The sequence below is a fragment of the Streptomyces sp. NPDC101194 genome (assembly GCF_044767885.1).
In the GTDB taxonomy this organism is placed as follows: Bacteria; Actinomycetota; Actinomycetes; order Streptomycetales; family Streptomycetaceae; genus Streptomyces.
In genome coordinates, this window is sequence record NZ_JBIWOS010000002.1 from 375,020 (window position 1) to 395,328 (window position 20,309).

A 20,309-nucleotide genomic window follows, 5' to 3' on the forward strand; every position below is an offset into this window, starting at 1 on the left:
CCCTCACCCCCGCCCGAGCACCACTGTCCCCGACGAGCAGAACCAGCCGCCCGTCCCCGACGCCACCGCCAGTTCGGGCAGCCGTCCGCCGGCCCTGCGCACCTGGCGCCCGCCCGCCTCGCCGCGCAGCTGCCGTACCGCCTCCACCAGCAGGAACAGCCCGCGCATCCCGGGGTGGCAGGCGGACAGTCCGCCGCCGTCGGTGTTGACCGGCAGCTCGCCCGTCAGGCCGGTCCGGCCCTTCTCCACGAACGCGCCGCCCTCGCCCTTCGCGCAGAACCCCAGGTCCTCCAGCGTCACCAGCGTCATGTAGGTGAACGCGTCGTAGATCTCGGCGAGGTCGATGTCCGCGGGCCGCACCCCGGCCCGTTCGAACGCCAGGCGGCCCGAGACCGCCGCGGGGGAGACTGTGAAGTCGTCCCACTCGGACATGGTGGAGTGCGAGACGTGCTCCCCCGTACCGAGGATCCACACCGGTTCCTTCGCCGTGTCCGGCACGTACTCCTCCGCGGCCAGCAGCACCGCGCAGCCGCCGTCGCTGCGGATGCAGCAGTGCAGCTTGGTGAAGGGGTCCGCGATCATCGGCCCCGACAGCACGTCGTCCACGGTGATCGGGTCACGGAACATGGCGTCCGGGTTGGCCGCCGCGTTCGCCCGTGCCCGGACGGCCACCTCGGCGAGCTGTTCCAGGGTCGTCCCGTACTCGTGCATGTGGCGACGGGCGGCCATCGCGTACTTGGCGATCAGCGAATGCCCGTACGGCACCTCGAACTGGAGGGGGCCGCGCGCCCCGAAGGAGAGATTGGACGTACGGCGGCCCGCCTTGATGTCCGCGCGGGCCGTCGACCCGTACACCAGCAGTACGGCATTGGCGTGACCCGCCGCGATGGCGTCCGCCGCATGGGCCGCCATCACCTCCCAGGTCGAGCCGCCGACCGCGGTGGAGTCCACCCAGGTGGGTTTCAGCCCCAGGTACTCGGCGACCTCCACCGGGGCGAGCGTGCCGAGTCCGGCGGAGCCGAAACCGTCGACCACGGACCGGTCCAGGCCCGAATCGGCGAGCGCCCGGCGGGCGGCCTGGGCGTGCAGGGCGTACGGCGTGGCCTCGTCGACGCGCCCGCAGTCGGCGAGGGATATGCCGACGACAGCGACCTTGCGGTGGGAAGAAGGCATGAATCTGACGGTACATCAGATTCGATGCGTACGGACCGGCCGGCAAGCGGGATCTTCCCGTCCCCACCCGTCACTTCGGCTGCGCGACTCTGGGCATCTCGTGGATTCACCCCTAGCATGACGGGCCGTCAGATCAGGGGTCGAAGGCCCCTGACGGGAAGGAGTCCGACGATGGATGCCGCCTTCACCGCGGAACAGGACGAGATCCGCCGCACCCTGCGCGAGCTGCTCGCCGAACGCTGCGGACCCGCCGACGTCCGCAGCGCCGTGCGGAGCGCCGACGGGTACGACGAGGCCCTGTGGCGTCAGCTCGCCCGGGATCCCGGACTGCCCGGACTCGCCCTCCCCGAGAAGTACGCAGGCGCCGGCCGCGGCCTCGTCGAGCTCGCGATCGCCTGCGAGGAGACCGGACGCGCCCTGCTGCCGTCGCCCCTGATCCCCACCGCGGCACTCGCCGCGCCCCTGATCGTCGCCCTCGGCACCGATGCCCAGCGCACGGCTCTGCTGCCGGGCATCGCCGCGGGCGGGCTCACCGCGACCCTGGCCGTGCCCGGCGGCTCGCTCCCCACCGCGCTCGGCCTCACCGGTGACCCCACCGGCGGCGCCTGGGCGGGTGGCGGCCGGGCCGGCGGCGTACAGGCCAGGCCGGTCGGCGGTGCGGAGGGCTGGCGGCTGTACGGCGAGGCCGCCCAGGTCCTCGGCGGGCACAGCGCGGGACTCCTCCTGGTCGCCGCTCACACCGGCGGCTTCCCGCGCAGCCGTACGCTCCTCTTCCTGGTCCGCCCCGACACGGCGGCCGGAGTCGTCCGCACCCGCCTGACCCAGTTGGACGAGACCCGCCCGCTGGCCCGCGTCGAACTCCGCGACGCCGAGGCCGAGCTCCTCGGCGCGGACGACAGCGTGGACGTGACCGGAGCACTCGCCTCGGCCGGGCGCGGGGTCGCCGCCCTGCTCGCGGCGGAGGCGGTGGGCGCGGCGGCGGGCGCGCTGGAGCGAACCGTCGCGCACGTCAGGGCGCGTGAGCGGCTCGGTGGAGCGGCCGGCTCCTTCCGGGCCGTGGAGCCGCGCCTCGCGGATCTGTACGTACGGGTGGAGGCGGCCCGCTCCGCCGCGTACTACGCGGCCTGGGAGCCGACGGCCGGGGGTCTCTCCCTCGCCCAGGCGCTGGAGGTGCTGCGGATCACCACCACCGAGGCCGTTCAGCTGCCCGGCGGGACCGGTTTCGCCGGGGAACACGAGGCGCATCCGTACTTCCGGCGGGCCGCGGCCGACGAACTGCTCTTCGGCCCCGTTCACCGGCTCCGTGACCATGCGGCGCACCGGGCGGGGCTGTTCGCGTCGTCGAACAGCGGGCGGGCGTCCGCCGGTCGGGTGTCCGGCGGCCCGGCGTCGTCCGCCCCCGGATCGGCCGAGCGGGTGGCGGTCTGATGGCGCCCGGCGTCCGGCTGATCCAGAAGGTGTCCTCCACCCGCGCGTTCGCGAGGGTCGCCCCGCACGTCGTCCCCGCCATGGACCGCGCGGTGCACCGGCTCACGCGCGGAAAGGTGCTGCTCAGCGCCAAGATGCTGCCGGGACTGATCCTGACGGTGCCGGGCGCGAGGAGCGGGCGGCCCAGGACCACTCCGCTGGCCTGCATGCCGGAGAACGGGACGGAGCGGAGCTGGATCCTGGTCGGCAGCAACTTCGGCCGTACGGGGCATCCGGCCTGGACCGCGAATCTGCTGGCCGGGCCCGACCGGGCCGTCGTCAACTGGCGGGGTCGGGACATTCCGGTGCGCGCCACGTTGCTGGAGGGGGCGGAACGGGAGGCGGTGTGGCGGACGGCGCTGAAGTTCTGGCCGCCCTACGCGACTTACCAGGCGCGGGTCGAGCGGGAGATCCGGCTGTTCAGGCTGGAACGACGGGACGACTCCGGGACCGACGGGGGCGGCCGGGCCGACGGGGGCTGACCGGGCTGCACGCGGCCGGACGCGTAAGCGATGGACGCGGAAGCGACGGGCGGGGAGGGCGGCACATGGCGCCCGTGCGGGGGAACCGCCCGGTGGGGGGTGCGAAAACAGTTCACACAAAGGGCTGTTGGGGCGATGCGTGGAACGGTCCGGGTGCACAGACGGCGGACCACGCATGCGGTCCGCCGTGTGTGAGACAGGACCTGGGGCGCCCGGAACGGCCGCGGTGCCCGGTGAGGGAGGTGGCCCGGTGTGGGTGGCGGCCGGTGCCGACGTTACTTCGTCGGCTTCTTGCCGGTGATGCCCAGATGTACCAACAGTGCCAGATTCGGCTTGAGTTCGGCCTGCTTCACGCCCCAGGTGGTGAAGCCCTTCTGATGTGAGGCGACCGCGGCCAGCATCGCGACCAGTGAGCCCGACATCGCGGCGGCACTGACGTCCTTGTCGACCTTGCCCTTGGCCTGGAGCTCCTTCACCGCGTCCGTAAGGGAGTTGGTGACCGAGTTCAGGATCTTCATGCGGATCTTGTAGAACCGCTTGTCGCCCTCGGCCGCTCCGAGGTCGACCACGCGCAGGATCGCGTCGTGATGTCGCCAGAAGTCGAGGAATCCCTCGACGAGTTCTTCGGAGGTCTGCCAGCCGGCCTTGCCGACCCAGGAGCGGCCTGCGACCAGTTCGGTCAGCTCGGCGCCCTCCTTGGCCATTTCTTCGGCGATTTCGAGGACGGCGCCCTCGACGTCGGGGAAGTATTGGTAGAAGGTCGCGGGTGAAGTCCCCGCCTTCCGGGCCACGTCGATGACTTTGACGTCCCGGTACGGCGAGGAACTGAGCATCTCACTGAGGCAGTCGAGCAGCTTCTGCCGCGTCGCCTGTCCGCGTCGACCGGCCACGCGGCCGTCGACGGTGCGCACTTGTCCTGTCATGCCGTCAGCTTACCGAGGGGTGATCGGAGCGCGATTCGGCCGAGTGCAAATGGGGAGCGCCGCAGACGTGCCGGGGGGAGTGGCCGGATATCGACGCATGCGCCCCACAGGGGATAAGTCTTATCAACAGCCTGTGGATAACTTCGGTGGATAACTTTCGGTGACGCGGCGAGCAAGGAACTCTTCTGTCGGAAATGTGTTCGATGTGGACGGGTCGGGGGGCGGCGTGTGCCACCCGCGGTTACGTTAGCTGTGACGAGCGTCACCGTGGTGAATCGCGAGCGACCGGGGGCGACCGCGGACAACTGCGAACAAACCGCTGAGCGACCGCGAACGACCGCGAACGACCGCGACGGAGGTACCGGGCCCATGGCCGCATTCGCGCAATCCGCGCCGTGCTGGGTGGACGTGCAGCTGCCCGACCTCGAAGCGGGCAAGCGTTTCTACGGTGAGCTGTTCGGCTGGACCTTCCGGGCCGGGGACGGCCCGTACGCGGACGCCTTCAGCGGCGGGAAGCTCGTCGCCGCGCTCGCCGCCAAGCAGGACGGCCGGATGCCCACCGCCTGGGGGATCTACTTCGCCACCGACGACATCGTCGCGTCCGTCGCCCGCGTCAGGGAGGCGGGCGGTCAGGTGATCACCGACCCCGTCCGGGCCGGCCGGGCCGGAGCGGTCGCCCAGGCGGCCGACCCCGGCGGAGCGGTCTTCGGGCTCTGGCAGGCCGGTGACCGCGAGGGGTTCGAGAAGCAGAACGAACCGGTCTCCTTCTGCTGGACCGAGGTCCACACCCGGCAGAAGGACCGCGTCGACGCCTTCTACGAGGAGGTCTTCGGCTTCCAGGGCACCGACCTCGGCACTCCGGGCGGGGCGGGATCCGGCGGGGGAGAACCCGGCGAGGAGGAATCCGGCGGGGGAGAACCCGGCGAGGAGCAGCCCGGTGCGGACGGGCCCGGCGCGGCGGAGTCCGGCCGCGACGTCGACTTCCGTATGTGGTCCCCGGCGGGCACGGAACCGGGACCGGACACCGCGGTCGGCGGGCGCAGCGTCATCACCGACGCCTTCCCGGCCGAGATGCCCAGCTACTTCCTCACCTACTTCGCCGTCGAGGACTGCAATGCCACCTCCGGACACGCCGTACGCCTCGGCGGCCGGATCTCGGCACCGCCCTTCGACATCCCGTACGGGCGGATGGCGGTCCTCCAGGACGATCAGGGTGCCGTGTTCGCCGTACTTCAGCCCCGTGTGTCCGGGAAAAGGGCAGAGTGAGCTGTGACACCCAGGTCCGCCCCCGGGTTCGCAACCAGGGCCTCAGCCAGGAACAATCGGGGTGCGCACCGCCGGGTGGTGCCCAGTGGTGAGACGCCGCACAGGGCGGGTTTTCGCGGGCTTCTGTTCCTGAGGCCCGTACGGGGAGGTGGCAGGGCAAGTGGTGGAGCAGCTGACGCAGCACGACCCGAGGCGGATCGGCCCGTTCGAGGTGCTGGGACGGCTCGGGGCCGGTGGCATGGGGCTGGTCTATCTCGCCCGCTCGGCTTCGGGCCGGCGGGTGGCGATCAAGACGGTACGCACGGAACTTGCCGAGGACCAGCTGTTCCGGGTCCGCTTCACGCGTGAGGTGGAGGCCGCTCGGGCCGTCAGCGGCTTCTACACGGCCGCGGTGGTGGACGCCGACCCGCGGGCCGCGGTGCCGTGGCTGGCCACCGCCTATGTGCCCGCCCCCTCGCTCGAAGAGATAGTGACCGAGTGCGGGCCCATGCCGGTCCAGGCGGTGCGCTGGCTGGCCGCCGGTATCGCCGAGGCGCTGCAGTCGATCCACGGTGCGGGGCTCGTCCACCGCGACATGAAGCCGTCGAACGTGCTCGTCGTCGAGGACGGCCCGCGGGTGATCGACTTCGGGATCGCGTCCGGGGTCTCCAACACCCGGCTGACCATGACGAACGTCGCCGTCGGCACGCCGGCCTACATGTCGCCCGAGCAGGCGCGGGACTCCCGCAGCGTCACCGGCGCCAGCGACGTCTTCTCGCTCGGCTCGACGCTGGTCTTCGCCGCCACCGGGCATGCGCCGTTCCACGGTGCCAACCCCGTCGAGACCGTCTTCATGCTGCTGCGCGAGGGCCCCGATCTGGAGGGCCTGCCCGACGAGCTCCGGCCGCTGATCGAGTCCTGCATGCAGATGGACGCCGGGCTGCGGCCCACCCCGGCCGATCTGCAGGCCCAGCTCGCCCCGCACCTCTTCGCCTCCGGCGGCGACGACAGCGGTACGGCCTCCGCCTGGTTGCCGACCTCCGCCACCGCGATGATCGAGCAGCGCCGCGGCGGAGGCCGCAAGCCCGCCGCCCCCGCACCGGTCCCGCCGCCGCCCCCGCAGCCGCCGGGCGCCGACCGGGACACCGCTTGGCGCAGCGGCGGCGACCTGCGTTCCCCGGCCGCGCAGCTGCCCGACGGGGGCGGTCCGGTACGGCTGGCCGGCGCGAAGGTGCCCATCGGCCCCGGCCCGCGTGCCCAGGACGTCCGGGCCACCGCCACGGCCACCGCGGACGCCGGCCCCGCGACCGGCTGGGTGCGCCCGCCCGCCGGGACGAACGGCGCGGTGCCCGCCGCCCCGCTGCCGGCGCCCACGCACGCCCCCGAGGTCGGGCCGGCGGCCCCGGACCGCTGGCGGCCCTGGCGCTTCCGGATGTCCAACGACGTCTGGGGGACGCCCGTCGTCGCCGGGGACCTGCTCTACGTCACCTCGTTCGAGGTGCACGCCCTGGACGTGGGCAACGGGCGCCGCCAGTTCAAGACCCGGGACGTGGCCTGGGTGATGGCGGTGGAGGGCGGCCGCATCCACGCCTCCGACGGGCCGTCGCTGTACGCCCTGGACGCGGCGACCGGTGCCGAGCGGTGGCGGCTGCAGACGGACGCCTGGGTGTACTCCCTCAAGGCGGACCGAGGCACCGTCGTCACCGGTACCCGGGGCGGTGGCGTCCAGGCGTGGGAGGCGTCCACGGGCGAGAAACTGTGGGAGAGCGGCGGCGTACAGACCGACTTCGAGACGGCGGAGGCCGGGCCCTTCGTCCACGACGGCACGGTCTACCTCTGGCAGGACGCCCGGCTGCGCGCCGTCGACGCCCGTTCCGGCATCGAGCGCTGGTCGTACCCGATCGGCGACGCGGCCTCCTGCGGCGGGGTGCCGGTCCGGGTGACCGCGGCGTCGGACGGCTTCGTGTACGTCAGTGCGGGGGCCCGGGTCCTGGCCGTCGACGCCGTGTCCGGCCATGTGCGCTGGCATTTCGAGTCGCCCGCGGTCTTCCTCTCGCCGCCCACGTTCGCACCGGGGCCCGCGGTCGCCGGCGGCGGCGTGTACCTCGCCGACTACCTCGGCACGGTGTACGCGATCGACGCCTCGACGGGCAAGGACCGCTGGCGCATCGCCACGGAGGCCCGGCAGTCGTCGGAGCCGGTCCTGGTGACGGGCGGGAACGTCCACGTCGGCAGCGGCAGCGCGCTGTACACGCTCGACGCGGTCACCGGCACCCCGAAATGGCGGTTCGCGGCGGGCGGCGAGGTGGTCGGTGCCCCGGTGGTCGCCGACGGCCGGGTCCACTTCGGCTCCGCCGACCACGTCCTGTACACCCTGGACGCGGCGGGCGGTCAACTCCGCTGGAAGCTGGCGACGGGCGGCGAGATCACGGGTTCGCCGGTGGCGCGGGGCGGTGTCGTGTACGCCTGCAGCAAGGACCGTTGCGTGTACGCGCTGGACGCGCTGAAGGGAACGGGCACGGGCAACCGGGCCCGGACGTAGCGCCTGGGCGCCACGGGGGCCCGACCCTCAGGGCCTCGGTGGCACCGGACCTCAGGGGTGCGGGGGCCGGTGCGGATCGGAGCCTTCGTCCGGTGCGACGGGGTGCGGGGCCGTGTCCCGGTCCTCCGGGCCGGTCCCGGGGCGCGCGGGGGTCTGCGGGCCCGGACGGCGGGCTCCCGGAGGGGGCCCCGTGTACAGGTCCGGCTCCGGTTCCGGCAGGGGACTCGTCTGCACGGAAGGTCCCGGCTCCTGCGTCGGCGGCCAGGTGTCCGGGTTCTGCGAGCCGGGCGCGGCATACGGCCGGTCGCCGTCCTCGCGCGCGATCCGGCGCCCACCGCCGCGCCGCCCCGACATCAACGCCGCACCCAACAGCAGCAGCACCCCGCCGCCCAGGGCGCCCGCCACCCCCCACTGCAGTCCGGAGCCGTTGCCCGAGACGGTCAGACTGCCCACCGACTCCCCCTGGCGCACCATCCACAGCACGGTGAACCCGAGCACCACCACGCCCGCGGCCGCCACCAGCAGCCGCGACCGCAGCACCACCCCCACCACGGTCAGCAGAGCGGCGAAGAGGAAGGCCACCAGGATCGAGCCCAGCGGTCCGGGCCGGCTGCCGGTGATCCCGGTGAACAGTTCGTCGATCCGGTAATGACGCCCCGGACGGCCGTCGTACCAGTCTCGGAAGGGGCTCAGCACGGCGGCCGCCGCTCCTACGAGAGCGAGGACCGAGCCGAGGACGTTGCGGACCATCGTCGGCCTCCTGCGTGTGCGCGGGCCGGTGTCACGTATCGGCACCGCTCTCCGCCTCGACGCTACGCCTGGCCCCTGCCTGCCGCACCTTGCGCTACGGTGTCGCGCGGTCGTTCGGCAACAGCAGAATCGGACAACAACACAAGGGGGGCTGCATCGATGATGCGGCAGCACATAAGGCTTTCCGCGGTACTGGTCGTGGTGGTACTCGCACTCACCGGCTTCTCGACCTCCAGCCACGGCGGCCGCGGCAGCAAGAGCAAGGGGTCGAGCAGCAGCAGCAGCGGCGGCGGCTGCTCCAACTCCAAGAAGAGCAACGGCGGCTACCACGGCAGCGACCACGACGACTACGGTTCGTCGAGCGGCTCCTCCGGTGACACCGGTTACGAAGCGCCGACGCCGAGCGCCGACGCCTCGGACGAGCCCCGGGCGTACGTCTTCCGCTGCGCCCAGCCCCGCAAGGGCACACGCAAGGCCGTCACCTCCTCCACCGTCAGGCTCACGGCGAACACGGCCGGCTCACACACCTACGAAGTCGATGTGACGTTCCTCGACGCGCGGGGCAACACCGTGGACACCGGGGAGACGAAGGTCTCCGTCGACGGCGGCGAGACCAGGACCGTCCCCGTGCGGATGGACAGTCCGCGCAAGGTCTCCCGGGTGAAGAACTGCCGGGTCGAGGCCCAGCTCAGCTACTGACCCACCCGCCCCACCGCCCTCGCCGGCTCCGCGGGCCGCACCGCCCCGCAGCCCGGCCGCACCATCGACCCACCGTCTCAACGGGTCCGGAATCCGTTGCCGCCCCGACCCTGGAACAACTCGGCCTGCCGCTCCGGCGGCAGGTTCCCGAGCGCGATCAGGTGCGGGGCGTGGGCCATGGCCTGCGCCCTGGCCGCCTCCTTCGCGGACCACACCGCCCGTACCGTCCCCTGCACCGCCTCCGTCGGGTACGAGGCGATCACTCCCGCCGCCCGCAGCGCCGCCGCCACCGCGCCGCCCGGCGCCGTCACCTCACTGACCAGCCCGGTCTCGTAGGCCCGTTGGGCCGAGATCCGTTCGGCCGTGCCCATCAGGGACATCCGGGCCACCTCCCCGAACGGCATCCGCTGCGCCATGGAGATCGCCTCGTACGCGCTGACCATGCCGTACGTCGTGTGCGGATCGAAGAACGTCGCCTCCTTCGACGCGATGACGAACTCCGCCTCGCCCAGCAGATAGAACGCCCCGCCGCAGGCCATCCCCTCCACGGCCGCGATCACGGGCTTCCACAGGTCGTTCGCCTTGGGTCCGATCGCGATCAGCGGATCGTCGATCGTGTACGGGGACGAGGGCTGCGGCACCTCCACGCCCCGGTCGATCCCCGTGCAGAAGGCCCGGCCGCCCGCCCCGGTGACGACGACGGCCCGCACCCCGTCGTCGAAGCGGAACGCCTCCCAGGCGGCGGTCAGTTCGGCGGCCGTCGTCAGATCGATCGCATTGTGCTTCTCGGGCCTGTCCAGGGTGACGAGCGCGACCCCGGTCTCCTTGTCCGTCTCCGTCCGCAGGGCCATCGCCGCTCACCGCTCCAGCAGCCAGCGCACCAGGGTCACCCCGGAGGCGTCCGGGCAGAACACGGCCCGTACCGACGCCCCGATCCGCAGCCGCGCCGGATCGACCGAGTCCAGCGGGGCGTCCGGACCGCTCACCACGTTCCCGACCAACCGGATCTCGGGGGCGTCGGCCAGCTCGACCACCACGGCGTTGTACGGGGCCTGTGCGGCGTATGCGGGCAGCAGCGGGGGATGCGGCAGCACGTACGACCAGACGCGACCGCGTCCGCTCATCGCCCGCCACTCGCTCGCGAAGGACTGGCAGTGCGGGCAGCACGGCCGGGGCGGGAAACGGAGCCTCCCGCACTCCGGGGCGGCGCACGCCTGGACGCGCAGTTCGCCGCGGGCCGCGTACTCCCAGAAGGGGGCGCCGTCCTCGTCGACGACGGGCATCAGCAGGGCATCCGTGTCAGCACCCATGTCAGCTCCTCAACTCCTCAGCAGTACGGCGGAGGTGGGCACGCCCTCACCTGCGGTGACCAGGCAGGTCCCCGCGCCCGGGACCTGGGCGGTGGAGACGCCCCGCAGCTGTTTCACACCCTCGTTGATGAGGTTGAAGCCGTGGACGTACGCCTCGCTGAGCCCGCCGCCCCCGGTGTTGATGGGCAGCCGCCCGCCGCTCTCCAGTGCCCCGCCCTCGGTGAACGCGGCGCCCTCGCCGCGCCCGCAGAAGCCGTAGCCCTCCAGGGAGAGCGGAATGAGCGGGGTGAACGCGTCATAGATCTGTGCGACATCCACGTCGTCCGGGCCGAAGTCGGCCTGCTTCCACAGCTGCCGGGCGGCCGTCCAGGCGGGCCCGGTGAGCGGGTCGTCGTTCCAGTAATTGACCATCCCGTGGTGCTGGGCGGGCAGCCCCTGGGCGACGGAGTGGATGTAGACGGGCTTCTGCCGGCAGTCGCGGGCCCGCTCCGCCGAGACGATGACGCAGGCCAGCGCGCCGTCCGTCTCCAGGCAGTTGTCGAACAGACAGAGCGGCTCGCTGATCCAGCGCGAGGTCATATACATGTCGCGGGTCAGCGGTCGCTCGTACATCACCGCGTCCGGGTTCTGGTTGGCGCGGTTGCGGCAGGCGAGGGCGATGTTGAAGAGATGGTCGCGGGTCGCCCCGTACTCGTGCATGTACCGCCGGGCCAGCATTCCGATCTCGTCGGCCGGCCGCAGCAGCCCGTACGGACGGGTCCACTGGGCGGGGGTGGGCAGTTGCACGGCGGTGTTCTTCCAGGGCCGGGGCCCCGACCCCCGCTTCCGCGACCGCCAGGCGACACCGACGCTCGCCTGCCCGGTCGCCACGGCGGCGGCGAGATGCGCGATCGTCGCGCACGAGCCGCCGCCCCCGAATCCCACCTTGCTGAAGAAGGTCACATCGCCCGCGCCGATGGCCTTGGCGACCTCGACCTCGTCGGTCTCCTCCATCGTGTACGAGGCGAAGGCATCCACCTCCGAGGCGGCGATGCCCGCGTCGTCGAGCGCCGCGACGATGGCCCGGCAGGCCAGAGTCTTCTCGGATTCGGGCAGTTGTCTGGCGAAGGCCGTCTGCCCTATGCCGGCTATCGCTGTCACGTCCTTGAGCGCCGCCACCGCCACCTCCGAGGCCGTCGTCACTGCTGACAGCGGCTGAGGCTACAGCTAATCTGACGGATAGTCAGCTACTGCGTCAGAGAGGGCGAGCGATGCGCGGCGACGAGGAATGGGGCAGCATCCCGAAGCTGATACGGACCGCGGCGCGACGGTACGCGGACCGGGAGGCGGTCGTCGAGGGCCGCACCCGGATCTCGTACGCCGAACTCGGCCATCGCGTCGAACGCGCCGCCGCCGCGTGCATGGCCTCGGGGGTCGAGCCGGGCGACCGGGTGGCGGTCTGGGCCCCGAACACCCTGGACTGGATCGTCTCCGCACTCGGCGCCGTGACGGCCGGAGCGGTGCTCGTCCCCCTCAACACCCGGTTCAAGGGCACCGAGGCGGCGTACATCCTGGAACGCAGCCGGGCGAAGCTGCTCTTCGTCACGGGCACCTTCCTCGGCACGTCGTACGTGGCATCCCTGCGCCGGGCCGACGTACCGCTCCCGCACCTGGAACAGGTGGTGGTGCTGGCGGACAGCGCCCCCGACGACTACGTCACCTGGAAGGACTTCCTGGCGGCGGGGGAGGGGGTGACGCCGGAGGCGGTACGTGCCCGAGCGGCCACCATCGCCCCCTCCGCCCCCTCCGACATCATCTACACCTCGGGCACCACGGGCCGGCCCAAGGGCGCCGTCATCACCCACGCCCAGACCCTGCGCTGCTACGCGATCTGGAGCGAACTGGCGGACCTGCGCGAGGGCGACCGCTATCTGATCGTGAACCCGTTCTTCCACACCTTCGGCTACAAGGCGGGGATCATCGCGTGCCTGATGCGGGGCGCCACGATGGTCCCGCAGCCGGTGTTCAACGTGGACACGGTCCTGGCCAACATCGCCGCCGAGCGCATCTCGGTCCTGCCGGGCCCGCCCACCCTCCACCAGTCCCTCCTGGACCACCCGGCGCGAGGCGCCCACGACCTCTCCGCCCTCCGCCTGGTCGTGACGGGCGCGGCGGTGGTGCCCCTGCGGCTGGTGGAACGCCTGCGCACGGAGCTCGGCATCGCGACGGTCCTCACCGCGTACGGCCTCTCCGAGGCGAGCGGCATCGTCACCATGTGCCGGCGCGGTGACCCGGCGGAGACGATCGCCTCGACATCGGGCCGGGCGATCCCGGGCACGGAGATCCGAGTCATGGCCGCCCCCGGCACCCCCGGCGAGGTGCTGGTCCGCGGATTCAACGTGATGGGGGGCTACTTCGAGGACCCGGAGACCACGGCCGCCGCGATCACCTCCGACGGCTGGCTCCACACCGGGGACGTCGGCGTCCTCGACGAGAACGGAAACCTCCGGATCACCGACCGGATCAAGGACATGTTCATCGTCGGCGGCTTCAACGCGTACCCGGCGGAGATCGAACAACTCCTCGGCCTGCACCCGGACGTGGCCGACGTGGCGGTGATCGGCGTCCCGGACCCCCGCCTGGGCGAGGTCGGCAAGGCGTACGCGGTACGCAGGCCGGGCGCGACGCTGACGGCGGACGACCTGATCGCCTGGTCCAGGCGGGAGATGGCGAACTACAAGGTCCCGAGGGCGGTGGAGTTCGTGAGCGAACTGCCCCGCAACGCGAGCGGGAAGGTGCTGAAGGGCGAGCTGCGGGGGCGGGCGGGGGCCTGACGGCTCACGGCGGGCCGGGGCTCCGGACCGCAAGCCCCGGGCCGTGTGCGGATTCGACGAGGTGGTTGTCGCTCACGGACGCCGATCCTGCTGTCGTGGTGCTCCTGGCTGTCCATGTCGCACGGGACGGGAGAGCGCGCGACATGCCGCCATCGGGTACGTCGGTGTGAGAAGCGAGGCCGGCTCGACGAGCGGGATGCGGGCGCGGAGTCGCACCGGCGTGCGGCCCGAGACCCCCATCGCATACGCGGTGAGGGGTGCTCGGAGATCCAGACATGAAACAGCGGCCGCGACGGCTCCCCCTCCGCGCCGCCGCGGCCGCTCCCCCGTACCCCCTTCGATTGCAGTCCTAGCGCGGATCCGCCCCCGTCATGTGGCTGTCCAGCGGCTTGATCTCGGGCTCGCCGGTCATGTGGCTGTCCAGCGGCTTGACCTTGGGCTCGATGGTCATGTGGCTGTCCAGCGGCTTGATCTCGGGCTCGCCGGTCATGTGGCTGTCCTCGGGCTTGGAGTCACCCGTTGTACCGGACGTCTGCTTCGGCACCTTGATCTTCTTGTCGTCGCTCATGTCGTGAACTCCATTATTTGCTGCATGGATAGGCGGCCAAGCCCGCCCGGCTGCTCCCCCGTGGGCTGCCGGACGGGCTGTTCAGAGCCGTTCACCTTAGTGCGCGGTTCCCACTGTCGACTCGTCTGCCCCCCGACGCGACGCATCGACAGGTACGAGAGTGCCTGGGCGCGATAAACGAATGATGAACGTCCGTCAGGTCCCGTTGCCCATCGGGGCGGGGTCGAGCAGTCGCCGAACCGCGGCGGCCTCGGGAGCCGCCGACTGGTCGAAGACCGAAAGCGCCTCCCGCCAGCAGGCTTTCGCCCGGTCCACCTGTCCTATGCCTTGGAGGGCCTGGCCCAACACGGTCAGCACGTTGGCTCGACGCCACTCACCGCCCACATGCAGCAGCACCGTCAATGCCTGCTCGGCGAGGCCGGCGGCCTGGGCGGACCGCCCCGCGTCGAGATGGACCTCAGCCAGACGGAAGAGGGTCATGCCTTCCCACAGCCTCTGTCGGCTGTCACGGAAGACGGTGAGCGCTTCGGACAGCCGTTCCTGGGCCTCGTGCTGTCGACCGGCCCGAGCCAGCGCGAGGCCCAGTGCGTAGCGTCCATTGGCCAGCCGCAGTGTGAGCCCCATGCGGTTGTAGAGAGCGACGCCCTCGCTGGCGAGTTCCACCGCGCTCGTGGTGTGTCCTATGGCCAGATGGACCCGGGACAGGTTGCACAGAGCGCTGGCTTCACCCGGCTGATTGTCATCGGCCCGGAACGCGGCGATGGTCTGCTGGAGAAGGGCCTCGGCCTCGTCGAGCCGGTTACGGTATCCGGCGATGATCCCGAGTTCGTTCGGGGCGTTGCAGTGGGTCCATACGTCGTCCGTCGACGGAGCGAGCTGCATGGCCCTGCGCGCTTCGTCGTCAGCCTGGTCGAAACGGCCGGCGGTGCTGTGCACCTGAGCGAGTGTCGTCCGTGCCCGAGCCTCGGAGCGCGGGTCACCCGCAGCGGCGGCGGCATCCCTCACAAGGGTGGCCACGGACTCGAACTGGCGGGAGTTGGCACCCGATTCCGCGAGGTCCTTCGACGCCAGGAGCAGATCCACGCTGCGACGGATGGTTCCGGCAGCGGCCGACTGCTGGGCACACGCCAGCAGCGAATTGGCCTCCGAGTAGAGCCAGTCGAGCGCGCGTTCGTGCTGGGTGAACGAGAGGCCCTTGTATCCGGTGGGCTCCAGGTGGCTGACCGTGCGATCCCCCGGCCGCTCCAGCGCATACACCCCCGCCGCCGTCGCGAGATAGAAGTCCAGCAGTCGCGACAGCGCCAACTCCCGCTCCACCGGATCCTGCTCGTCCCGTTCCGCGCAGGAACGCGCGTAGAGGCGCACCAGGTCGTGGTACCGGTACCTGCCCGGTGCCGCCGACTCCAGGAGGCTGGTGTCGACCAGGGCCTCCAGCAGGTCCTCCGCCGTGTGCACGTCCAGGTCGAGCAGGGCTGCCGCCGCCGCCAGGGAGATGTCCGGGCCGTCAGCCAGGCCCAGCAGGCGGAACGCGCGGGCCTGAGCCGGTTCCAGCTGGCCGTAGCCGAGTTCGAAGGTGGCCTTCACCGCGAGGTCGCCGGCCTGGAGCTCGTCCAGACGGCGTCGCTCGTCCGCGAGTTTGGCGGCCAGGACGGAGACCGTCCACGTGCGGCGAGAGGCCAGGCGGGAGGCGGCGATGCGGATGGCCAGGGGGAGGAAGCCACAGGCGGCGACCACATCGAGGGCCGCCTCGCGCTCGGAGTTGATGCGTTCCTCGCCCACGATGCGGGTGAAGAGCTGGAGCGCCTCCTCCGGGGACATCACGTCCAGGTCGACCAGGTGGGCGCCGGCCAGGTCGACCATGCGGACGCGGCTGGTGACCAGGGCCGCGCAGCCCGCGGTGCCGGGGAGCAGCGGTCGGATCTGGGCCGCGTCATGGGCGTTGTCCAGGAGCACCAGGATGCGGCGGCCGTCGAGCGTGGACCGGTAGAGGGCGGCGCGTTCGTCCAGGGAGTCGGGGATCGCCGAGTCCGCCGTGCCGAGCGCGCGCAGGAACGCGCCGAGGACCGTCTCCGGTTCGGCGGCGCGGGCACCGGCGCCCTGGAGGTCCACGTACAGCTGGCCGTCCGGGAAGTACTGCCGTGCTTGGTGGGCGACGTGCACGGCGAGGGTCGTCTTGCCGACACCGCCGATGCCCGCGAGGGCCGACACGGCCATGACCGAACCCTCGGCCGTCGCCAGCCGGTCGCCCAGCTCCCGTACGAAGGAGGTGCGGCCGGTGAAGTCCGGCACGGTGGCCGGGAGCTGGGCGGGACGCACCGGTGCGGCGGCCGGCGCCGGTTCGTCGGCCGGGCGGGCCAGTTCCTCGTCGGCCTGCAGGATGCGTTGCTGGAGCTGGGAGAGCTCGGGGCGCGGGTCGACGCCGAGTTCGTCGGCGAGCAGCCGACGGGTGTCGGCGTACACGGCGAGAGCTTCCGCCTGACGGCCGCTGCGGTACAGGGCGATCATGAGGAGTTCGCGCAGCCGCTCGCGCAGCGGGTGCGCCGCGGTGAGCGCGGTCAGTTCGGAGACCGCCTCCGCGTGGCAGCCGACCTCCAGGTCCAGGTCGAGCCGCGTCTCGGTGAGCTGGAGCCGCCACTCCTCCAGCCGGGTGCGCTGGTTCTCGGCGTACGGGCCGGGCACGGAGGCCAGGGTCTCGCCGTCCCACAGGCCGAGCGCCTTGCTGAAGAGACTGCGGGCCTGGGCGCGGTCGCCGCCGGCGCGAGCCTTCTCCGCCTCGGCCACCAACTCCTGTGCGACGGTGAGGTCGAGGGCGTCGTTCCGGGTCCGGATCGCGTAACCGCCGGCGGCGCTGACCAACGTCTGCGGGTCGAGGACCTTGCGGAGCCGGGAGGCGTACGTGCGTACGGCGGCGAGCGCCTGCGAGGGCGGGTCCTCACCCCAGATGGCGTCGATGAGTTCGGAGGCCGTGGCCGTGCGGCCGTCGCGCAGGAGCAGTGCGGTCAACAGAGCGCGCTGCTGAGGCGAACCGGACGGCAGTGCCTCGCCACCCCGCCAGGCCCGTACCGGGCCGAGCACGGAGAAGCGCAGATCGGTGCCGTCGGCCGACTGCTGCCGCGGAGCCCGCTGCCCCGGAACACGCACGCGTGGCCCGTGGTCGTCACGGTCCATTGATGCCCCCTGTCCTGCTCGCCCCGCCGGTCCTGCCGATTGTGCCGGTGCTGTTCGTTCCGGATTCCTCGCCCGTGTGCCGGTCCGGGGCGGGGGATCCGGATTGTTCCGTACCGCTGGTATCGCGCTCAACAGTCTGCCTTGTTATGGGCGGACACGTCAGCAGTGGGTGACTCTCTGCACAAGCCCTCGACAACGATTGCGGGACGGGGGCCGGTACAGATAGCTGACGGTTCGTCAGATGAGCGCTACCGTGGTGAGCATGGAGACCTTCCCGAAGATCATCTCGGTGGACGACCACACGGTGGAGCCCGCTCATGTCTGGCGGGACCGGCTCCCGTCCAAGTACCTCGACCGCGGTCCGCGGATCGTTCGCGCGCCGCTCAAGGAAATGACCTTCATGGGCGGCAAGTTCGCGCCTGTGATGGGTGCGAAGGGTGATGACGGGCCGATCGGCGACTGGTGGGTGTACGAGGACCTGCACCGCCCGCTCACCCGGCTCGACACCTCGGTCGGCTACGACCGGGACGAGATCAAGCTCGAGGTCATCACCTACGAACAGATGCGCCCGGGTTCCTTCTCGGTCCCCGACCGGCTCGCGGACATGGACGTCAATCATGTCCAGTCCGCGCTCTGCTTTCCCACCTTTCCCCGCTTCTGCGGGCAGACCTTCACCGAAGCGAAGGACCGCGAACTGGGGCTGCTCGGGGTGCGGGCGTACAACGACTGGATGGTGGAGGAGTGGTGCGGGCCCGAGGCGCGGGGCCGGCTCATCCCGCTCACCCTGATCCCGCTCTGGGACGCGCGGCTGGCCGCGGAGGAGGTCCGGCGCAACGCGGCGCGCGGCGTGCGCGCGGTGGCGTTCTCCGAGATACCGCCGCATCTCGGCCTGCCGTCCATTCACACGGACGAGTGGGATCCGTTCCTGCGGGCCTGTGACGAGACGGGGACGGTGATCGCGATGCACATCGGTTCGTCCTCGAAGATGCCGTCCACCTCGGCCGACGCCCCGCCCGCCGTCGGCTCCACCATCACCTTCGCCAACTGCTGCTTCTCGATGGTCGACTGGCTGATGAGCGGCAAGTTCGAACGCTTCCCGAACCTCCGGATCATGTATGCGGAGGGGCAGATCGGCTGGATTCCGTACATCCTGGAGCGTGCCGACGTGGTCTGGGAGGAGAACCGGGCCTGGGGCGGCGTCGCCGACAAGGTCCATCGTCCGCCGTCGGAGCTGTTTGCCGAGCATGTCTACGGCTGCTTCTTCGACGACGCCTTCGGGCTGCGGAACCTGGACTCGATCGGCGTCGGAAACGTCCTGTACGAGACGGACTATCCGCACTCCGACTCCACCTGGCCCAAGTCGCGCGAGGTCGGCGAGGCGCAGATGGGACATCTGGACGCCGATGTCGTGGACCGGATCGTCCGCGGCAACGCGATCGACCTGCTGGGGCTGACGGCCGACGGGCTGTGGGCGGGGGCCGGCGGTCGGTAAGGAGGGCGCGGAACGTGACACCCGGCATCCCGGGCGTCACGTTCCGCACCGAGCCGCGGTACCTGCCGGAGAGGTCAGGCCCTGGTGACCGGCTCCTGGAGCTCCGTCACCCACTCGTCCCGGTCGTCGGGGCACTCCAGGCTGATCTCGCGGGCGTATCCCGTGGACCGGTAGCCGTTGGCATCGATCCAGCGGGCCAGGGTCTGGGCCGTCGGCAGGACGCCGTCCATCGAGCCCCGGTGGACGATGGTCGCCGCCTCGAACGGGGGCAGCTCGACCACCGTGATCCCGGTGTCGCCGAGCGGGCCCACCGGGGCGGAGACCGTCACCCCCGCGTGGACGACGATCGCGCCGCCGCCCTCCGGGGCGTCCTCGTAATAGGCGATCCCCGGGCCGCTCGGGCCGAGCCCCACCGTGCCCAGCAGCGGGAGGAGCCGGTCGTACAGCGGGCCGATCACCGGAGTGATGTGCTCCGGTTCGAAGCCCGCCGCTGTCCCGGTCAACTCGGCGACCCGTACTGCGGCAATGCTCTTGACTGCTGCCTCGTCCGCGGGCATGCGTCCCTCGCTCTCGATCGACCGGAGCCTCGCCTCGACCCGTGTCAGCCGTGCGGCCGCTGCCGCCATGGCCTCCTCCAGCTCCGCCCGCCGCAGTCGCAGCATGCCGCGCAGCTCCTCGGTCCCGACCTGCTCGTCGAGGACGGCCTGCACCTGCTGGAGGGTGAAGCCGAGATCCTTCAGGGCGATGATGCGGTTGAGGCGGGCGAGCTGGGCGGCCCCGTAGAAGCGGTAGCCGGTGGCGGGGTCCGTACGGTCCGGGTGCAGGAGTCCGATGGCGTCGTAGTGGCGCAGCATCCGGGCCGAGACCCGTCCGTGCCGGGCGAAGTCTCCGATGGTGAACATGATGTCTCGCAGTGCATGCCTTCACACGGCGGCAAGGTCAAGCCCCACGGCGCACCGGTGCTGCCGGAGGCGAAAGAGCGGGGGCGGAAAGGGCGGAGGCGGAATGGGCGGGAGCGGGAAAGGCAGGAGCCCCGTTCCCCGCCGAGGCGGAGGAGCGGGGCTCCTTGGGTACTGCTAGCCGGCCGCGATCGGCCGACCCGGGCAACTAGGCCGGGGTGACGTTCTCAGCCTGCGGGCCCTTGGGTCCCTGAGTGACGTCGAAGTTCACGACCTGGTTCTCCTCGAGGGAGCGGAACCCGGACGCGTTGATCGCGGAGTAGTGAACGAAGACATCCGGGCCGCCGCCGTCCTGGGCGATGAAGCCGAAGCCCTTTTCAGCGTTGAACCACTTGACGGTTCCGGTAGCCATAAGCCCTCCTTGGGCCAAAGGGTTGCCCTGCTCCAGAACCTGCAAAGAAGTCTGAAAACTACAAAAGCCTGCGGGTTACATGCTCCGCAGGCTCTGTACTGCAAGGGAAACCAAACTGCAACTTGCGTCGAGCCTAGCACGCAGCGTGTACGGAAGGGTAGAGGGAAAGATCACTTCACCCGGATGTTTGATTGCCGTGCCGATGAGCTGACGAAGCGGGTGTCCCGGAGGGTGTCGTGGAGGCGTCCTCAAAGGATACGGAATGAGGACTTCCGATACCGCTCCGGGCCGGTATCGGTGCCCTGCGGGAGGGGTGGGGCGACGCCTCTCGCACCCGGTGCCGTCCGGACGACACCACGGGTCTAG

At 71.4% G+C, this 20,309-nt stretch carries 17 protein-coding genes; 7 read left to right on the plus strand and 10 right to left on the minus strand.

The annotated features are described in order from the left end of the window. Positions 1–3: 3 nt before the first annotated feature. Positions 4–1,173, minus strand: coding sequence for a thiolase C-terminal domain-containing protein (locus tag ACIRP2_RS08385; RefSeq protein ID WP_404247828.1), 1,170 nt, complete (start codon positions 1,171–1,173; stop codon positions 4–6). Positions 1,174–1,344: 171 nt separating this feature from the next. On the opposite strand from ACIRP2_RS08385, the gene ACIRP2_RS08390 reads away from it, so the two are divergent. Both ACIRP2_RS08390 and ACIRP2_RS08395 read left to right on the plus strand, forming a co-directional pair. Next, positions 1,345–2,601: an acyl-CoA dehydrogenase family protein gene (locus ACIRP2_RS08390; RefSeq protein ID WP_404247830.1), complete on the plus strand. Its 1,257-nt coding sequence runs from the start codon at positions 1,345–1,347 to the stop codon at positions 2,599–2,601. After that, positions 2,601–3,122 (plus strand): nitroreductase family deazaflavin-dependent oxidoreductase, encoded by a 522-nt coding sequence (locus ACIRP2_RS08395; RefSeq protein WP_404247832.1) that lies wholly within the window; start codon positions 2,601–2,603, stop codon positions 3,120–3,122. The genes ACIRP2_RS08390 and ACIRP2_RS08395 overlap by 1 nt, the downstream gene beginning before the upstream one ends. Positions 3,123–3,397: 275 nt before the next feature. Here ACIRP2_RS08395 and ACIRP2_RS08400 read toward each other — a convergent pair whose 3' ends face one another. Next, positions 3,398–4,045: a TetR family transcriptional regulator gene (locus tag ACIRP2_RS08400; RefSeq protein WP_404247834.1), complete on the minus strand. Its 648-nt coding sequence runs from the start codon at positions 4,043–4,045 to the stop codon at positions 3,398–3,400. Between the two features lie 369 nt (positions 4,046–4,414). On the opposite strand from ACIRP2_RS08400, the gene ACIRP2_RS08405 reads away from it, so the two are divergent. Continuing rightward, complete coding sequence (locus ACIRP2_RS08405) at positions 4,415–5,311, plus strand: VOC family protein (RefSeq protein WP_404247836.1); 897 nt, start codon at positions 4,415–4,417, stop codon at positions 5,309–5,311. Between the two features lie 160 nt (positions 5,312–5,471). Beyond that, on the plus strand, positions 5,472–7,832 hold the full coding sequence (locus tag ACIRP2_RS08410) for a PQQ-binding-like beta-propeller repeat protein (RefSeq protein WP_404247838.1): 2,361 nt from the start codon (positions 5,472–5,474) through the stop codon (positions 7,830–7,832). 51 nt (positions 7,833–7,883) lie between these two features. On the opposite strand, the gene ACIRP2_RS08415 is transcribed toward ACIRP2_RS08410, so the two are convergent. Beyond that, positions 7,884–8,582 carry a hypothetical protein gene (locus ACIRP2_RS08415; RefSeq protein WP_404247840.1) on the minus strand — a complete coding sequence of 233 codons (699 nt, stop codon included), beginning with the start codon at positions 8,580–8,582 and terminating at the stop codon, positions 7,884–7,886. A 159-nt stretch (positions 8,583–8,741) separates the two neighbouring features. Here ACIRP2_RS08415 and ACIRP2_RS08420 point away from each other — a divergent pair, with 159 nt between their 5' ends. Beyond that, positions 8,742–9,281 (plus strand): hypothetical protein, encoded by a 540-nt coding sequence (locus tag ACIRP2_RS08420; protein ID WP_404247842.1) that lies wholly within the window; start codon positions 8,742–8,744, stop codon positions 9,279–9,281. Between the two features lie 77 nt (positions 9,282–9,358). Here ACIRP2_RS08420 and ACIRP2_RS08425 read toward each other — a convergent pair whose 3' ends face one another. From ACIRP2_RS08425 to ACIRP2_RS08435, 3 genes are read right to left on the minus strand one after another with little or no spacing between them, the layout of a single operon-like run. Then, on the minus strand, positions 9,359–10,132 hold the full coding sequence (locus tag ACIRP2_RS08425) for an enoyl-CoA hydratase/isomerase family protein (protein ID WP_404247844.1): 774 nt from the start codon (positions 10,130–10,132) through the stop codon (positions 9,359–9,361). Between the two features lie 6 nt (positions 10,133–10,138). Continuing rightward, entirely contained in the window at positions 10,139–10,591 is a 453-nt protein-coding gene (locus ACIRP2_RS08430; protein WP_404247846.1) for a Zn-ribbon domain-containing OB-fold protein, read from the minus strand. 9 nt (positions 10,592–10,600) lie between these two features. Then, the gene (locus ACIRP2_RS08435) at positions 10,601–11,749 is read right to left on the minus strand and encodes a lipid-transfer protein (protein ID WP_404249396.1); all 1,149 of its coding nucleotides are present in this window, start codon (positions 11,747–11,749) and stop codon (positions 10,601–10,603) included. A 92-nt stretch (positions 11,750–11,841) separates the two neighbouring features. On the opposite strand from ACIRP2_RS08435, the gene ACIRP2_RS08440 reads away from it, so the two are divergent. Further along, complete coding sequence (locus ACIRP2_RS08440) at positions 11,842–13,404, plus strand: FadD3 family acyl-CoA ligase (protein WP_404247848.1); 1,563 nt, start codon at positions 11,842–11,844, stop codon at positions 13,402–13,404. 349 nt (positions 13,405–13,753) lie between these two features. Here ACIRP2_RS08440 and ACIRP2_RS08445 read toward each other — a convergent pair whose 3' ends face one another. After that, positions 13,754–13,972, minus strand: a complete 219-nt coding sequence (locus ACIRP2_RS08445; protein ID WP_404247850.1) for a hypothetical protein — start codon at positions 13,970–13,972, stop codon at positions 13,754–13,756. 195 nt (positions 13,973–14,167) lie between these two features. Next, positions 14,168–17,140, minus strand: coding sequence for an AfsR/SARP family transcriptional regulator (locus ACIRP2_RS08450; RefSeq protein ID WP_404247852.1), 2,973 nt, complete (start codon positions 17,138–17,140; stop codon positions 14,168–14,170). A 262-nt stretch (positions 17,141–17,402) separates the two neighbouring features. Here ACIRP2_RS08450 and ACIRP2_RS08455 point away from each other — a divergent pair, with 262 nt between their 5' ends. After that, complete coding sequence (locus ACIRP2_RS08455; protein ID WP_404249398.1) at positions 17,403–18,632, plus strand: amidohydrolase family protein; 1,230 nt, start codon at positions 17,403–17,405, stop codon at positions 18,630–18,632. A gap of 74 nt (positions 18,633–18,706) precedes the next feature. On the opposite strand, the gene ACIRP2_RS08460 is transcribed toward ACIRP2_RS08455, so the two are convergent. Beyond that, complete coding sequence (locus tag ACIRP2_RS08460; protein WP_404247854.1) at positions 18,707–19,534, minus strand: MerR family transcriptional regulator; 828 nt, start codon at positions 19,532–19,534, stop codon at positions 18,707–18,709. A 205-nt stretch (positions 19,535–19,739) separates the two neighbouring features. Then, a complete protein-coding gene (locus tag ACIRP2_RS08465) occupies positions 19,740–19,943 on the minus strand; it encodes a cold-shock protein (RefSeq protein ID WP_003967102.1) in 204 nt (67 codons plus the stop codon). Between the last annotated feature and the right edge of the window lie 366 nt (positions 19,944–20,309).

Excerpts from the sequence above, each read along its gene's own strand:
- ACIRP2_RS08385 (WP_404247828.1), bottom strand. The coding sequence starts at position 1,173 with ATGCCTTCTTCCCACCGCAAGGTCGCTGTCGTCGGCATATCCCTCGCC.
- ACIRP2_RS08390 (WP_404247830.1), top strand. The coding sequence starts at position 1,345 with ATGGATGCCGCCTTCACCGCGGAACAGGACGAGATCCGCCGCACCCTG.
- ACIRP2_RS08395 (WP_404247832.1), top strand. The coding sequence starts at position 2,601 with ATGGCGCCCGGCGTCCGGCTGATCCAGAAGGTGTCCTCCACCCGCGCG.
- ACIRP2_RS08400 (WP_404247834.1), bottom strand. The coding sequence starts at position 4,045 with ATGACAGGACAAGTGCGCACCGTCGACGGCCGCGTGGCCGGTCGACGC.
- ACIRP2_RS08405 (WP_404247836.1), top strand. The coding sequence starts at position 4,415 with ATGGCCGCATTCGCGCAATCCGCGCCGTGCTGGGTGGACGTGCAGCTG.
- ACIRP2_RS08415 (WP_404247840.1), bottom strand. The coding sequence starts at position 8,582 with ATGGTCCGCAACGTCCTCGGCTCGGTCCTCGCTCTCGTAGGAGCGGCG.
- ACIRP2_RS08420 (WP_404247842.1), top strand. The coding sequence starts at position 8,742 with ATGATGCGGCAGCACATAAGGCTTTCCGCGGTACTGGTCGTGGTGGTA.
- ACIRP2_RS08425 (WP_404247844.1), bottom strand. The coding sequence starts at position 10,132 with ATGGCCCTGCGGACGGAGACGGACAAGGAGACCGGGGTCGCGCTCGTC.
- ACIRP2_RS08430 (WP_404247846.1), bottom strand. The coding sequence starts at position 10,591 with ATGGGTGCTGACACGGATGCCCTGCTGATGCCCGTCGTCGACGAGGAC.
- ACIRP2_RS08440 (WP_404247848.1), top strand. The coding sequence starts at position 11,842 with ATGCGCGGCGACGAGGAATGGGGCAGCATCCCGAAGCTGATACGGACC.
- ACIRP2_RS08445 (WP_404247850.1), bottom strand. The coding sequence starts at position 13,972 with ATGAGCGACGACAAGAAGATCAAGGTGCCGAAGCAGACGTCCGGTACA.
- ACIRP2_RS08450 (WP_404247852.1), bottom strand. The coding sequence starts at position 17,140 with ATGGACCGTGACGACCACGGGCCACGCGTGCGTGTTCCGGGGCAGCGG.
- ACIRP2_RS08455 (WP_404249398.1), top strand. The coding sequence starts at position 17,403 with ATGGAGACCTTCCCGAAGATCATCTCGGTGGACGACCACACGGTGGAG.
- ACIRP2_RS08460 (WP_404247854.1), bottom strand. The coding sequence starts at position 19,534 with ATGTTCACCATCGGAGACTTCGCCCGGCACGGACGGGTCTCGGCCCGG.
- ACIRP2_RS08465 (WP_003967102.1), bottom strand. The coding sequence starts at position 19,943 with ATGGCTACCGGAACCGTCAAGTGGTTCAACGCTGAAAAGGGCTTCGGC.